Origin of the sequence: Zavarzinia sp. (assembly GCF_041650655.1) — a bacterium.
Lineage (GTDB): Bacteria > Pseudomonadota > Alphaproteobacteria > Zavarziniales > Zavarziniaceae > Zavarzinia.
The window spans coordinates 1-13,464 of the sequence record NZ_JBAZKR010000097.1 but is presented as its reverse complement, the minus strand read 5'-3'; the positions used below and the strand labels follow the sequence as shown (position 1 = coordinate 13,464).

13 protein-coding genes are annotated in these 13,464 nt (G+C 67.7%); 4 read left to right on the top strand and 9 right to left on the bottom strand.

Annotated elements, in window-relative coordinates; translation table 11 throughout:
* Window positions 1–961: hypothetical protein (locus tag WC493_RS18055; protein WP_373067052.1), on the bottom strand; the 961-nt coding region annotated here is incomplete at its 3' end.
* 634 nt (window positions 962–1,595) lie between these two features.
* Between WC493_RS18055 and WC493_RS18050 the strand changes: the two genes are divergently transcribed.
* Together WC493_RS18050 and WC493_RS18045 are read left to right on the top strand one after the other, a co-directional pair.
* Entirely contained in the window at window positions 1,596–1,841 is a 246-nt protein-coding gene (locus WC493_RS18050; protein WP_373066004.1) for a hypothetical protein, read from the top strand.
* 98 nt (window positions 1,842–1,939) lie between these two features.
* Window positions 1,940–2,605 (top strand): methyltransferase, encoded by a 666-nt coding sequence (locus WC493_RS18045; RefSeq protein ID WP_373067051.1) that lies wholly within the window; start codon window positions 1,940–1,942, stop codon window positions 2,603–2,605.
* A gap of 16 nt (window positions 2,606–2,621) precedes the next feature.
* Here WC493_RS18045 and WC493_RS18040 read toward each other — a convergent pair whose 3' ends face one another.
* Entirely contained in the window at window positions 2,622–3,182 is a 561-nt protein-coding gene (locus WC493_RS18040; protein WP_373067050.1) for a cytochrome b, read from the bottom strand.
* 122 nt (window positions 3,183–3,304) lie between these two features.
* On the bottom strand, window positions 3,305–4,735 hold the full coding sequence (locus WC493_RS18035) for an aldehyde dehydrogenase family protein (RefSeq protein ID WP_373067049.1): 1,431 nt from the start codon (window positions 4,733–4,735) through the stop codon (window positions 3,305–3,307).
* Between the two features lie 207 nt (window positions 4,736–4,942).
* Between WC493_RS18035 and WC493_RS18030 the strand changes: the two genes are divergently transcribed.
* Window positions 4,943–5,647, top strand: a complete 705-nt coding sequence (locus WC493_RS18030) for a hypothetical protein (protein WP_373067047.1) — start codon at window positions 4,943–4,945, stop codon at window positions 5,645–5,647.
* Between the two features lie 288 nt (window positions 5,648–5,935).
* Here the strand turns inward: WC493_RS18030 and WC493_RS18025 are convergent, their stop codons facing one another.
* The 3 genes from WC493_RS18025 to WC493_RS18015 form a co-directional block, all read right to left on the bottom strand.
* Window positions 5,936–6,097 carry a hypothetical protein gene (locus tag WC493_RS18025; protein WP_373067046.1) on the bottom strand — a complete coding sequence of 54 codons (162 nt, stop codon included), beginning with the start codon at window positions 6,095–6,097 and terminating at the stop codon, window positions 5,936–5,938.
* Window positions 6,098–6,359: 262 nt separating this feature from the next.
* Window positions 6,360–6,530, bottom strand: coding sequence for a Flp family type IVb pilin (locus tag WC493_RS18020; RefSeq protein ID WP_373067045.1), 171 nt, complete (start codon window positions 6,528–6,530; stop codon window positions 6,360–6,362).
* Window positions 6,531–6,660: 130 nt separating this feature from the next.
* Complete coding sequence (locus WC493_RS18015; protein ID WP_373067043.1) at window positions 6,661–8,490, bottom strand: hypothetical protein; 1,830 nt, start codon at window positions 8,488–8,490, stop codon at window positions 6,661–6,663.
* Between the two features lie 103 nt (window positions 8,491–8,593).
* On the opposite strand from WC493_RS18015, the gene WC493_RS18010 reads away from it, so the two are divergent.
* Window positions 8,594–9,814 carry a TIGR03862 family flavoprotein gene (locus WC493_RS18010; protein WP_373067042.1) on the top strand — a complete coding sequence of 407 codons (1,221 nt, stop codon included), beginning with the start codon at window positions 8,594–8,596 and terminating at the stop codon, window positions 9,812–9,814.
* Here the strand turns inward: WC493_RS18010 and glpX are convergent, their stop codons facing one another.
* From glpX to WC493_RS17995, 3 genes are read right to left on the bottom strand one after another with little or no spacing between them, the layout of a single operon-like run.
* Complete coding sequence (glpX, locus tag WC493_RS18005; RefSeq protein WP_373067041.1) at window positions 9,815–10,810, bottom strand: class II fructose-bisphosphatase; 996 nt, start codon at window positions 10,808–10,810, stop codon at window positions 9,815–9,817.
* Between the two features lie 33 nt (window positions 10,811–10,843).
* Entirely contained in the window at window positions 10,844–12,151 is a 1,308-nt protein-coding gene (locus WC493_RS18000; RefSeq protein ID WP_373067039.1) for a homoserine dehydrogenase, read from the bottom strand.
* Complete coding sequence (locus tag WC493_RS17995; protein WP_373067038.1) at window positions 12,148–13,362, bottom strand: LL-diaminopimelate aminotransferase; 1,215 nt, start codon at window positions 13,360–13,362, stop codon at window positions 12,148–12,150. The genes WC493_RS18000 and WC493_RS17995 overlap by 4 nt, the downstream gene beginning before the upstream one ends.
* Between the last annotated feature and the right edge of the window lie 102 nt (window positions 13,363–13,464).

Below are 13,464 nucleotides of genomic sequence, written 5' to 3'. Positions count from 1 at the left end.
GGCCGTTCGACCCGGTGCCACCACCGCCGCCGCCGCCATTACCGCCGCCGCCATTACCGCCGCCGCCGTTACCGCCGTTGCCGCCGCCGCCGTTGCCGCCGCCGCCATTGCCGCCGTCGCCGAAGTGGCCGCCGGCCGCCCGGCTGATGGTGCGCAGGCCGAAGGCCGAGCCGGCCAGTTCGAACAGATTGGTACGGGCCGCGCCTTTGCGATGCAAGTCGATCAGGGTGACCCCGTCGGACGACTGCTTGGTGCGACTGGTTTCGAGCAGCGTGGTCGCCGGGGTCAGGTAGAAGCGGACGCCGCCGATGCCGGTCGCACCGTCTTCGTCGACGAGCGCGGAGGCGAAGAGCGCCATGCCGGGGACCGACTCCAGCAGGGCTTCAGCCTGCAGATCGCCACCCCAGCGCTGCTCCTCCGAATATTCCACGCCCGCACCGAGGCGGAAGTTCGGATTGACATAGAGCGAACCGCCGACACGACCGTAGACGCCCTTCTCGGCGACATCACCCCACTGATAGCCGGCCAGGCCTTCGAGGGTGATGTTGTCCATGTAATATTCGGCGACGGCGGCCACACTGTACTGCCAGTTGCCGTCGACATAGAGACCACCGCCGGTGATGCCGGCCATCATCTGGCTCGGGTTGCGGTAGAAGAACTGGGCGCCCACCCCTGCGAAGCCCACTTCGTCCGCCGCGACACCGCCGATGCCGTCGAACTGCACGGCGAAATCCTGGCCGACCGGCAGAGCGAGCGAGGGGGCACCGCCATAGATGGCGCCGTCGCTGTCACCGCCGCCGAACATGGTGAGCCTGCCGCTGACCCCGGCCAGCGCGGAATTGCCGTAACCAAACTGGTCACCCGAGACCGGCACCGCGTCCTGTGCGGTGCTCCAGCTCGCCATGGCGAGGGTGGAAACCAGTGCCGTCGAAGAAAGAATGATCTTCAGTCGCTTGGTCATCGCCGGCATCCGCGGCTCACGCTGTCCGTATCGCATTTTTTCCCGCCTCGTCAGCACGGTACTGTGCCCTATCAGTGTTGCAGTGCCCCAAGCCGAGCAGATCGTCAAAATTAGCTGCATCCAATTTGGCGATGACTCTAGCCAATTCAGAAACAACCGACATCTACCCAAATCAGGTACAACTTCCTCCAGATCCGATTAACCAAGTTGGTTGATCGCCCGCTCGGATTTCATCTTCGGTGACAGCCCTACAAAATGCGACCTCGAACGCCGCCGGATTACGAAATACCTGCGGCACGGTTCCACCAAACTGGTTCAATACGGACGATAATTGGTAAACGGTATACCCGGGCTGCTGAATTCTTCGGCTCGTCGGACAGGGAACATGGCCGGTCGTACCCGGTCCGATGCGGCAGCTTGCCGCAATGGCGGTAAGAACTGCCGCCCCCTTCATCTTGTGATGCGGTATCGGGCCGCCGGGCTGCGCCCCGCGTCGTTAGTCATGCGAAAAGGCCCTGGAGTGTGAGCTTGCTCACTTTTTGTGGATGGGGACCCGGCTACAGTCACATCAGGTCGAGGCAAGACACAGACGCCCGAACCGCCACAGGCACGAAATCACGAAGGAAGAGACCCCATGAGCAACGAACTGACCATCAAGCGCGGCACCAAGATCGATCCGGCGGACGTCGCCTCGATCGACAAGAGCAAGCTCGGCATCCTGCTGGCCAAGCCGCCGCAGACCGAGACCGAAGGCCAGGCCGCCTACAGCGGCTACACCCAGTGCCCCTGGTGCGGCCATGTCGGCTGGACCGTCGGCCTCGACACCAACTACTACGTCGACGTCGTGTGCGGCGCCTGCGGCGGTTACTTCCGCGCCTGATGGGCCGCGGAACACCGTGCGTGAAGGCCCGGCCGGAAACGGTCGGGCCTTTTGCATACTCTTGCCACGGGAGGCGCACTGAGCCAGCTTGGCGCATCATGGAAGACCGACCGATCGTCGATCGCCGCCGCTTCGTCGTCGAACAGACCGAAGTGCTGGCCCCGCCCCACACGCCCGAGATCAGGCTCCACCTGGCTTCGGAGGCGATCGAACTCTGGCACAGCACGGAAGAGGAATTGGGCCGCATCGGCCTGCCGCCGCCGTTCTGGGCCTTCGCCTGGGCTGGCGGCCAAGCCCTGGCGCGTTACGTCCTCGACAACCCGGCCCTCGTCACCGGGCGCCGGGTGTTCGATTTCGCCTCGGGTTCGGGCGTGGTCGCCATCGCGGCCGCCAGGGCGGGGGCCGAATCGGTCCTGGCCAATGAGATCGACGATTTCGCCCTGACCGCGATCGAACTCAACGCCGCCTTGAACGACGTCCGCCTGGAACTGGCCACGGGCGATCGGATCGGCCGCATCGACCTCGGCTGCGACGTCGTCCTGGCGGGCGACGTCTGTTACGAACGGCCGATGGCGGACCGCGTCACCGACTGGCTGGCCGACCTCGCCACCGCCGGACGCCAAGTCCTGATCGGCGACCCCGGGCGTTCCTACCTGCCGCGCGAACGGCTGGAAAAAGTCGCCGAATACGAAGTCCCGGTCTCCCGCGCCCTCGAAGATGCGGAAATCAAGCGGACCGCGGTCTGGCGCTTCAAGCCCGCCTGACTTTCGAGGCCGCCGGTCAGAAGGGCAGGCGCGGCAGCATCCGACTCAGTACCTCGTCGCGGTCGATGAAGTGGTGCTTCAACGCCATGGCGGCGTGACCGGCGACCACGAGCAGCAGGAACCAGGCCATGGCGCCGTGGACGTCGCCCACCAGCTCGCCCAGCGACGGGTTCTTTTCGGCGAGCAGGCTGGGCAGTTCGATCAGCCCGGCCAGCATCACCGGATAGCCGAAGGCCGAGCTGATCAGCCAGCCGGACAGCGGCAGGGCCAGCATGAGCAGATAGAGCACGAGATGCCCGGCCCGCGCCGCCAGTTGCAGCCAGGTCGCCATGGCACCGGGCAGCGGCGGCGCCGGATTGAAGAAGCGCCACAGGATACGGAGAGCCACCAGCACCAGGACGGTGCTGCCGATCGCCTTGTGGGTGTTGATCAGGGCCAGCCGCTCCGGCCCGTTCGGCATGTCGTCCTGTAGGAAGCCGAAGATCCAGGCGGCCACGATCACCACGGCCATCAGCCAGTGCAGCAATTTCGCGACGGCGGAATAGTCCTGCCCCTGCCGCGTCGTCATGCGTGCCATCTCGCGTCCCCTGCTCCTGCATCCCGCCGATCATAAGAAAGCGGGGCGGCCCCGGGCGAGGGCAAAATGCGTCCCGCCCGCGACCCGAAGCCGCGGGCGGGGGTCTCGGTCCGACGGCCGGATCAGGCCGCCTGCCAGCCCATCACGGCCTTCACCTCGAGGAATTCGTCGAGGCCGAATTCACCCCATTCGCGGCCGTTGCCCGACTGTTTGAAGCCGCCGAAGGGAGCACCGAAGTCGGGCCCGGCGCCGTTCAGGTGGACATTGCCGGTGCGGAGCCTGGCCGCGACCTTGCGGGCGTGCTCGATATCGCCCGACTGGACATAGCCGGACAGGCCGTAGACCGTGTCGTTGGCCATGCGGACGGCATCGTCCTCGCTGTCATAGGGCAGGATCGACAGGACCGGGCCGAAGATCTCTTCCCGCGCGATGGTCATGTCGTTGGTGACGTCGGCGAACACGGTCGGACGCACGAAATAGCCCTTGTTCAGCCCTTCCGGCAGGCCGAGGCCGCCGGTCACCAATGTGGCCCCCTCCTCGATCCCCTTGGCGATCAGGCCCTGGATCTTCTTGAAGTGGACGTCAGAGACGACCGGCCCCATGGTCACGCCGTCCTCGAAAGGATTGCCGACTTTGATCTTCTCGGCGACCGCCTTGGCGATCGCCGCCGCCTCGCTTTGGGTTTCGCGCGGCACGAACATACGGGTCGGCGCATTGCAGGACTGGCCCGAATTGCCCATCACGCCGCGCACGCCGCCGGTCACCGCCGCCTTCAGATCGGCATCGCGAAGGATGATGTTGGCGGATTTGCCGCCCAGTTCCTGATGCACGCGCTTCACCGTGTCGGCCGCCGCCTTGGCGACCAGCACGCCGGCGCGGGTCGAGCCGGTGAAGGAGACCATGTCGACGCCCGGATGAGCCGACAGCGGCTGGCCGACGCCCGGCCCGTCGCCATTCACCAGGTTGAAGACGCCCGCGGGCACGCCCGCCTCGTGCAGCACTTCGGCGAACAGGATGGCGTCGACCGGCGCGATCTCTGACGGTTTCAACACCATGGTGCAGCCCGCGGCCAAGGCCGGCGCCACCTTGCAGACGATCTGATTGATCGGCCAGTTCCACGGCGTGATGAAGCCGCAGACGCCGACCGGCTCCTTGGAGATCGCGGTGGTGCCGCGCACTTCCTGGAATTCGAAGGTCTTGAGGACTTCGATCATCTTGGCCAGATGGGCGATGCCGGTGGCCGCCTGGGCGTTCTTCGAAAGGGTGAGCGGCGCCCCCATCTCGGTCGAGATCGCCTCGACGAAGTCGCCGTAACGCGCCTGATAGGCGGAAAGGATGCGCTGCAGGAGGTCGATCCGCTCCTCCCGCGTGGTCTGGGAATAGGTCTCGAAGGCGCGCTGGGCGGCCTTCACCGCCTTGTCGACATCCGCGGCCGAGCCGAGCGAGATGCGGGCGAAGGCTTCCTCGGTCGCCGGGTTGATGACGTCGAGGGTCTTCGGCACCACGGGATCGACCCAGGCACCGTCGATATAGAAACGCAGATACTCTTTCATGTTCACGAGCCTCCTCCGGGCCGCCCTTCGGCCTCTTCTTCAGCCGCAGACGTTAGGGCCATTCGGCGGTGAGGTCGAGGCCCCCGCGAAGTCCCGCGGCAAGCCCCAATTCGGCGCCAATTCCCGCCCCGATTCGCGGGCGGACCCTTGACGCTCAGGGCGCGCTGTTCCACCCGTTGGGCATCGAGAAACCGAGGAGAGGGCCGAATGCCCCGGGTCGCAACCTATGTGATCGTGACACTATGCGTGGCCGGCTCGCTCGCCGGCTGCAGCAGCGTGCGTGAGCGTCTGTCGAAACGGCACAATTTCCCCGACGCCTATGCCACGGCGCCCGCGAGTGCAGCACCGGCCGGTCCAGCGCCCACCACCGCCGCGCCCGATACCGCCGCACCCACCAGCCCGGAGACGGCCGTTCCGGCCCCCGTGATGACGAGCACTCCCGAAGCGCCCGCCGCCGACACGATCCCGGCGCCCGCTCCGGCCGCCGAATCCGCTCCGGCCAGCGACCCCGCGGCCGGCGCCACTGTCATCTATGATACGACCGGCGGCGCCCCGGCGAGTGAAGCAGCCCCGGCGCCCACTGCCCCCGGCGGTGACCCCGCGGCCGGCGCCACCGTGATCTACGACGCCCGCCCGCCGGCCCCTGCTGCCGCCCCCACCGGCCCTGTGGTCATAGAGCCCGCAGCCCCGGCCACGCCAGACGGCGCAGCCTCCGCCACGGCGGCGGCCCCCGACGCCAGCGCCCAGCCGGCCCGCAGCATCCAAGTGATCAGCACCGGCGCGACCGAAACCCCGGCTTCCGGCGAACCTGCCGACACCGCTGCCGCGCCCGAGAGCACCGCCCCGACGCCGACAGCGACGCCGGATCCGGCCGCCCAGCCGGCCCGCAGCATCCGCGTCATCACGCCGTGAGGCACCGCCCGCCGCCCTGCGGCGGGTGTCTCGGCCTGCCGGCGATGCCCGATCGTCAGAATGGGGAGGCGGGCCTTCGCATCCTGGTCGTATCGAGATGCCAAGCACCCGGTGCAGCGTCACGCGCGACGCGACCTGCAATGGTGTCCTTCCGGTGATGATGCCGTTGATTGACGCAAGAGCCGATGGCGAGGGCCGCAGTCGTCACGCCGGCCGACGGCGAATTCCCGAATCGCTTGTCGCGCACCCGGTCTCGGGCCCGCACTCGATACGATTCGCTGTAGCCGGTCAGTTGAAGGCGTTGGCGAAGCTCTCGAAATAGTTCTCGAGTTTGCCGCCGATCGCAGCCATCCCCACCATTGCCGCGATCGAGATGATCGACGCGATGAAGATATACTCGAGGGCCGTCGCCCCCGTTTCCGGGCCGGCGGCATCTGTCTGTCGCCACAAGGGCGCTCGCCTGTCGTCAGACATGATTCACCCCGCAACCGACACCGTTCACGGCCTTCAGGCCGGACGGCATGATTCGCCCTGGCGCCGGCCGTGAGCGCAGGTCAGGTGCCGGCAAGCCCAGTGATTACCGGGCCTACCGGCGCCGAACGCAAACGGCCGCAATCCCCACTCTCCAACCGGACAGCAAGCACTGCCGGACAGGTCGCAGAAACCCGCACCGACCAGAGCAGCGATCAGGATAGTCGGCGTGGTGGATGCGTTAGTTGAGCTTGTCCGCCACGGAGTTGAAGGTGTTCGAGACGCCGTTGCCGACGAGCTGCATCGCGGCGATCGCGGCGACCGCGATGAGGGCTGCGATCAGCGCATATTCGATAGCGGTGGCGCCGCGCTCGGAAGAACGACGGACCGAAGCAAACATCTTGCGAAGCATTTTCTCTCTCCTGTTCAGGACCGCAAAGCCTGCAGTTCCCGCTTAACTGGTAGCATATCGGCAGCGCCGATCAATCCGCTGGCGCCTAGTTGAGACTATGCGCGGCAATTATTAATGCGTCCTTTCCAGGTCACGGCCGTACCTCGAAAAGCAGGAAATTTTTCCCCAATTCGGATGTAATATCGACGACTTTGAGATAATTCGGGACATCTCCCCGCAGCAGTCGGCGCGCCAGTGTGCCCTCGTCGACCGGCCATAGTTCGGCAGTCCGGCGCCTGCACAGCAGGACCAGCGACACCTCCCGCCGTGCCAGAATCGCTCGGGCCGACGCGTCGTCCTCCGCTGCCATGACGTCGGCGGTGTCGTGCAGCGCGGCGACTCCGCGGTGATAGGGCGCCGCGACAAATCGATAGGGCGTCTCATAGGCGAGGCGCGGCGCGATGTTGACATTGTCGGCGAGCACCACCGGCGCCGGCCGCGCCGCCGTCAGGGCGGGCCGTTCCCGACGCAGGAATTCGGCCATCGGGCCGGCCGGACAGTTGTTGTCGTCACCCGCCTTGGGAACCTCGAGAAGACGTCCCAGCGCCGGCAGCAACAGGGTCGTCGCTAGAGCGAGGAGAAGCAGGCCGGCGCCCTTGAACAGGGGCCGCAGGCGCTCGAACCACAGGGAGCCGAACGACATCAGGCCAGCGACGGCGACTGCACCGACCGCCGAATATTCGACCAGGAAGCGCAGATAGGTGAGCCCGGCCCAGAGCGTGACCGCGGCAAGCACGGCCAGCAGGACCAGGGCGCGCCGCACCGGCCCGTTCCGTGCCGACCGCAGATACAGCGGCAGGAGCGGCAGGGCCAGAGAAACGCCGCCGACATCGATCAGGAATTCGGCCAACCCGCCGCGGGTCCAGAAGCGGATCGGCTGCATTTCGCCGATGGCACCGATCATGGCGGTCATCACCGGATCGCCGATCTCGAGCGAGGCCCGCTCGAAGCCCGGGAAGCAGGCCGCCAGAACGACGAGGGCGCAGGCCGCCAGCACGGCGCCCAGCAGTAGTCGGCGGAGCCAGTCTCGCCCGCCCGACCCCAACCGGACCGTGCGACGTTCCAAGACCAGGACACCACCGAACACCGCCATGGCGAGCAGCGCCGTGGTCAGGTGGAGGATGGAAATGCGATCGTAGTCGGCGATGAACCAACGCACCGGCCTGACATCGATGAGAATCGCCAAGGCCAGCGCCCCGATCAGCCCCGCGGCGGCCCGAAATGCCTGCAGGGCCAACGCCCTCCCCTCTTCCCGCCCGAACACGAAGAGCAGTCCGAAGCAAGCCAGGAGGGGCATGATCACGAGCTGAGCCTCCGGCCCGACCCAGATGCCGAAGCCGCCATAGGCGCCGGCCGCATAGGCCATCCACCGCCGGCACGGATCGATGGCGGCGCGCAGCCCGGCGCCCAGGCAGGCCACCACGGCGAGCAAAATCAGCACGTGATGGTCCGCCCGGCCGATCGCGCCGTAGGACAGCACGACCGGCTGGGCGAACAGGATCAGCCCGGCAAACCACGAAACGTCGCGTGGCCAGAGCGCCCGCGCCGCCCAGACTGCGACCAGGCAAGACAGGGCATGGAGCAGCGGACAGACCATCATGCCCGACCACCAGACCGCGTCGGCCAGATCGGCCCCCAGGGCATGGGCGGCCAGGGCCGGCCCCAGAATCAGGAGGTCGAGGGGGCGCGTCCAATGCAACGGCATGCCGTCCGGCGCCGCCAATTTATAAACCACATTGTCGTACCAGCCGCCGCCCTGAACGAGCTGCCAGACCCGGAGCAGCCGCGTATAGCTGTCGGTATCGAGCAATTGGTGGCCACCGATCGCACCGTCCGGCCCGCTCGCCAGGTGCCAGTGCCCCAGCATGGCAATAGTCAGGAACAGGAAGGGCAGCCAGCGGCTGAGCACGGAACGGTTCATCTTCTCGCTTCTGGAGCGCTGGCGCAGCGGTCGCACAGGCCACCGCCCCATGCTAGACCTGCGCCGGACGGAAGGCCCAGAACAGCATGGAAGCGGTTAACAAATGTCTCCAGCCAACGCGATCGTGATCGGCGGCGGGCCGGCCGGCCTGACGGCGGCCGAAGTCCTGCTCGATTCGGGGGCATCCGTCACCCTTTTCGACGCCATGCCGTCGCTCGGCCGGAAATTCCTGATGGCCGGCAAGAGCGGTCTCAACATTACCCATGCGGAGGACCTGGACGCCCTGCTCGAGCGCTTCGGCCCGGCGCGGGCGCGGCTCGAGCCGGCGATCCGGGCCTTCGGTCCCCCGGCGATCCGCGATTTCTGTGCCGGCCTCGGCATCGAGACCTTCACCGGCTCGTCCGGCCGGGTGTTTCCCGCCGAATTCAAGGCGGCCCCCCTGCTCCGCACTTGGCTGCACCGCCTGCGCGGCAAGGGCCTCCAGGTCCGCGTGCGGCACCGCTGGCTGGGCTTCGCGGCCGACGGCACGCTGCGCTTCGCGTCGCCCGCGGGCGAGGTTCGCGCAAACGCCGCGGCCGTCGTGCTGGCGCTCGGCGGGGCGAGCTGGCCGTCACTCGGCTCGGACGGCGCCTGGGTCCCGGAACTGGCGGCCCGGCATGTCGCCCTCATCCCCTTCCGGCCGGCCAATTGCGGATTCGCCGTCGCCTGGAGCGAGATTTTCCGCCGCCGTTTCGCCGGCCAGCCGGTGAAGCCTGTCGCCCTGTCCTTCGGCGGGCAGCGGGTCCGAGGCGAATTCGTGGTCACCGAGCGGGGCGTCGAGGGCGGCGCCGTCTATGCCCTGTCGGCGGCCCTCCGAGACGCCCTGGAGCGGGACGGCCAGGCCACCGCCGTGCTCGACCTCGCCCCCGGCAAGACCGAAGCAGAGTTGGCGGAAGCGCTGGCCAAGCCCCAGAGCCGCCATTCCCTGACCGACCATATCCGCCGCACCACAGGGCTCGACGGCGTGCGCGCCGGCCTGCTGCGCGAAGGGGCGGCCCCGGCGGACTTGGCCGGACCGGCGGCGATCGCACGGCGCATCAAGGCGCTGCCCCTGCCCTTGCTCGCCGCCAACCCGCTGGCGGAGGCGATTTCGAGCGCGGGCGGTGTCGCCCTGGACGCCTTGGACGAGAATTGGATGCTGAAGGCTCTGCCCGGCGTCTTCTGCGCCGGCGAGATGATCGACTGGGAGGCGCCGACCGGCGGCTATCTCCTCACCGCCTGCCTCGGCCTCGGCCGAGCGGCGGGGGCCGGCGCCGCCCAATGGCTGGAACGGCGCCGGACCTGATTACTTCGCCTTGCCGTGGCGGGTCTTGATCCAGCGGACGGTGCCAGTCTTCGAGCGCATCACGATGGTCTGGGTGGTGATGCCCTGCGGCGTGATCTTCACGCCTTCCAGCATGGAACCATTGGTGACGCCGGTCGCGACGAAGATGACGTCGCCGCGGGCGAGGTCGTCCAGCTCGTACTTGCGGTTGAGGTCGGTGATGCCGGCCTTCAGCGCGCGCGCCTTTTCCTCGTCGTTGCGGAACAGCAGGCGGCCCTGCATCTGGCCGCCGATCGAACGGAGCGCGGCCGCCGCCAGCACGCCTTCCGGCGCACCGCCCGAACCGAAGTAGATGTCGATCCCGGTGTCCGGCTCGGCCGTGGCGATCACGCCGGCCACGTCGCCATCGGGGATCAGGTTGATGCGGGCGCCGGCCGAACGCACCTTGGCGATCAGCTCGGCATGGCGCGGACGATCCAGGATGCAGGCGGTGACCTGGTCGACCGGCACGCCCTTGGCCTTGGCGATCGCCTTCAGATTGTCGATCGGGTCGCGGTCGATGTCGACGATGCCGGGGGCATAGCCGCCGCCGACCGCGATCTTTTCCATATAGACGTCGGGGGCATGCAGGAAGTGGCCGCGGCGGGCCAGCGCCACCACGGCGAGCGCGTTCGGCCAGGCCTTGGCGGTCAGGGTGGTGCCTTCCAGGGGGTCGAGGGCGATGTCGACCTCGGGGCCGTTGCCCGTGCCGACTTCCTCGCCGATGTAGAGCATCGGCGCCTCGTCGCGCTCGCCCTCGCCGATCACCACGGTGCCGCGGATGTTCATGTGGTTGAGGGCCGTGCGCATGGCATCGACCGCGGCCTGGTCGGCGGCCTTCTCGTTGCCGCGGCCGGCCAGCTTGGCAGCGGCGATCGCCGCTGCTTCACCCACCCGGACCAGTTCCAGCACCAGGGCGCGGTCGTCGTCCGCCGTCACTTCGGCGGGCGCGGTCTTGGTGGTCTTCTTCGTCGCCATTTCGAACTTCCTTGAAACCCATTCCGCGCGCCCTCAGGCGCGCTTGATCTCTTCAATGCGAATCATCGTCGGCGGCTCCAGCACCGACGGCAAATTTCCTATGCGCGTCAGCGCCGCCACCATGGCGGCCTCGGCCACCTCATGGGTGACGATGACGACCGGCACGGCCTCGCCCGGAGCCCGCCCACGTTGCAGCAGGGATTCGATCGAAACCCGCTCGTCACGCAGGATCGCGGCGATATCGGCGATCACGCCGGGCCGATCAACCACGGAAAGACGAAGATAGCAAGCCCCCACCCGGGCGGTGACCGGCGCCACTTTGGCCGGCACCAGGGTCTCGGTCGGCACGCCGAAGAGCGGCAGTTTGAGGCCGAGGGCGATGTCGACGATGTCGGCCATCACCGCGGAAGCGGTCGGCCCGGCACCGGCGCCGCGCCCTTCGAACACCATCTGGTCGACGAAATCGCCCTGCACCACCACGCCGTTGAAGACGCCGTCGACATGGGCGAGCGCCGAGCCCTCGGCCACCATCACCGGGTGGACGCGGATGTCGAGCCCTTCCCCGGTCATGCGGGCGATGCCGACCAGCTTGATGCGGAAGCCAAGTTCGCGGGCGAAGGCGATATCCTGCGCCGATACGCCGCGGATGCCTTCGACCGGCACGCTGTCGAAATCGACCGCGACGCCGAAGGCGAGACTCGCCAGCAGGGTGAGCTTGTGGGCGGCGTCGATACCGTCGACGTCGAAGCTCGGGTCCGCTTCGGCATAGCCGAGCGCCTGGGCCTCGGCCAGGACCGACTCGAAGCTGGCGCCGCGCGCCGCCATGTCGGTCAGGATGTAGTTCGAGGTGCCGTTCAAAATGCCGTAGACGGCCTCGATCCGGTTGCCCGAAAGGCCCTCGCGCAGCGCCTTGACGACCGGGATGCCGCCTGCCACCGCCGCCTCGAAATTGAGGGCGACGCCAGCCGCCTCCGCCATGCGGGACAAGGCCACGCCGTGATGGGCGAGCAGCGCCTTGTTCGCGGTCACCACCGGCTTGCCCTTGCTCAGGGCGGCCTCGACGGCGGCCTTGGCCACCGTCTCGCCGCCGATCAGTTCGACCATGACGTCGACCGCGGGATCCGCGGCCATGGCCACGGGGTCGGCATACCAAGTGGCACTGCCCAAGGCATTGCCGAGGCCGCGATCCTTGTTCGGATCGCGGGCGCAGACGGCAGTGATCTCGATCGGCCGGCCGATGCGCAGCGCCAGCCGGTCGCGATGGGTGGCGAGCAGGCGCACCAGCCCGCCACCCACGGTGCCGAGACCGGCGACGCCGAGACGAAGAGCCTGTTTCGTCACGCCACGACCTTCTTCTCGGAAGCCGCCGGATCGGCCGCGGCCAGGAAGCGCTTGATGTTGCGCACGGCCTGGCGGATGCGGTGCTCGTTCTCCACGAGCGCGATGCGCACGTGGCTGTCGCCGTATTCGCCGAAGCCGAGGCCCGGCGCCACCGCGACCTTGGCCTCGGTCAGCAGGCGCTTCGAGAATTCGAGGCTGCCCAGATGGGCGAAGGCGGGCGGAATGGGCGCCCAGGCGAACATGGTGGCGGGCGGCGACGGCACCTTCCAGCCGGCATCGGCAAGCCCCGGGATCAGCACGTCGCGGCGCGACTTGTAGATCTGTCGGGCTTCCTCGACGCAGTCCTGCGGGCCGTTCAGGGCCGCGGTGGCGGCGACCTGGATCGGCGTGAAGGCACCATAGTCGAGATAGGACTTCATCCGGCCGAGGGCCTGGATCAGCTTCGGGTTGCCGACCGCAAAGCCCATGCGCCAGCCCGGCATGGAATAGGTCTTGGACATCGAGGTGAATTCGACCGCGATATCCTTGGCGCCCGGGATCTGCAGGATCGAGGGCGGCGGATTGCCGTCGAAATAGATCTCCGAATAGGCGAGGTCGGAGAGGATGTAGATCCCCTTGGCCCGGCAGAATTCGACGATCGGACCGTAGAAGTCGAGATCGACCACCTCGGCCGTCGGGTTCGACGGATAGTTGAGCACGATCGCCGTCGGCATGGGCACCGAATGGCGGGTCGCCCGCTCCAGCACCGTCATGAAATCCTGCCCCGGCCCGATCGGCGGCAGCGAGCGGATCGCGGCGCCGGCGATGATGAAGCCGTAAGGGTGGATCGGATAGGACGGGTTGGGCACCAGGATGGTGTCGCCCGGCGCCGTGATCGCCTGGGCCAGATTGGCGAGGCCTTCCTTCGAACCCAGGGTCGCGATCACTTCGCGCTCGGGATCCAGCTCGACGCCGAAACGGCGCGCGTAATAGGCCGCCTGGGCGCGGCGCAGGCCCGGAATCCCGCGCGAGACGGAATAGCGATGCGTGCGCGGGTCGGCTACGGTTTCGACCAGCTTGTCGACGATATGCTTCGGGGTCGGCAAATCGGGATTGCCCATGCCGAAATCGATGATGTCCTCGCCGCGGGCGCGGGCCTTGGCCTTCAGCGAATTGACCTGCTCGAAGACATAGGGCGGCAACCGCCGGATGCGATGAAATTCGGGATCCATGATCGGACCTGACTGTCCCTTCGGGGATATTCGAGTTGATGAGACGAGCGTATTACTCGACGAAGACGACCGCTTCGGGCCCCTTGCCGCGGGCGTTGCGGG

Excerpts from the sequence above, each read along its gene's own strand:
- glpX (WP_373067041.1), bottom strand. The coding sequence starts at position 10,810 with ATGGCGACGAAGAAGACCACCAAGACCGCGCCCGCCGAAGTGACGGCG.
- WC493_RS18015 (WP_373067043.1), bottom strand. The coding sequence starts at position 8,490 with ATGAACCGTTCCGTGCTCAGCCGCTGGCTGCCCTTCCTGTTCCTGACT.
- WC493_RS18045 (WP_373067051.1), top strand. The coding sequence starts at position 1,940 with ATGGAAGACCGACCGATCGTCGATCGCCGCCGCTTCGTCGTCGAACAG.
- WC493_RS18050 (WP_373066004.1), top strand. The coding sequence starts at position 1,596 with ATGAGCAACGAACTGACCATCAAGCGCGGCACCAAGATCGATCCGGCG.
- WC493_RS18020 (WP_373067045.1), bottom strand. The coding sequence starts at position 6,530 with ATGCTTCGCAAGATGTTTGCTTCGGTCCGTCGTTCTTCCGAGCGCGGC.
- WC493_RS18010 (WP_373067042.1), top strand. The coding sequence starts at position 8,594 with ATGTCTCCAGCCAACGCGATCGTGATCGGCGGCGGGCCGGCCGGCCTG.
- WC493_RS18030 (WP_373067047.1), top strand. The coding sequence starts at position 4,943 with ATGCCCCGGGTCGCAACCTATGTGATCGTGACACTATGCGTGGCCGGC.
- WC493_RS18035 (WP_373067049.1), bottom strand. The coding sequence starts at position 4,735 with ATGAAAGAGTATCTGCGTTTCTATATCGACGGTGCCTGGGTCGATCCC.
- WC493_RS17995 (WP_373067038.1), bottom strand. The coding sequence starts at position 13,362 with ATGGATCCCGAATTTCATCGCATCCGGCGGTTGCCGCCCTATGTCTTC.
- WC493_RS18040 (WP_373067050.1), bottom strand. The coding sequence starts at position 3,182 with ATGGCACGCATGACGACGCGGCAGGGGCAGGACTATTCCGCCGTCGCG.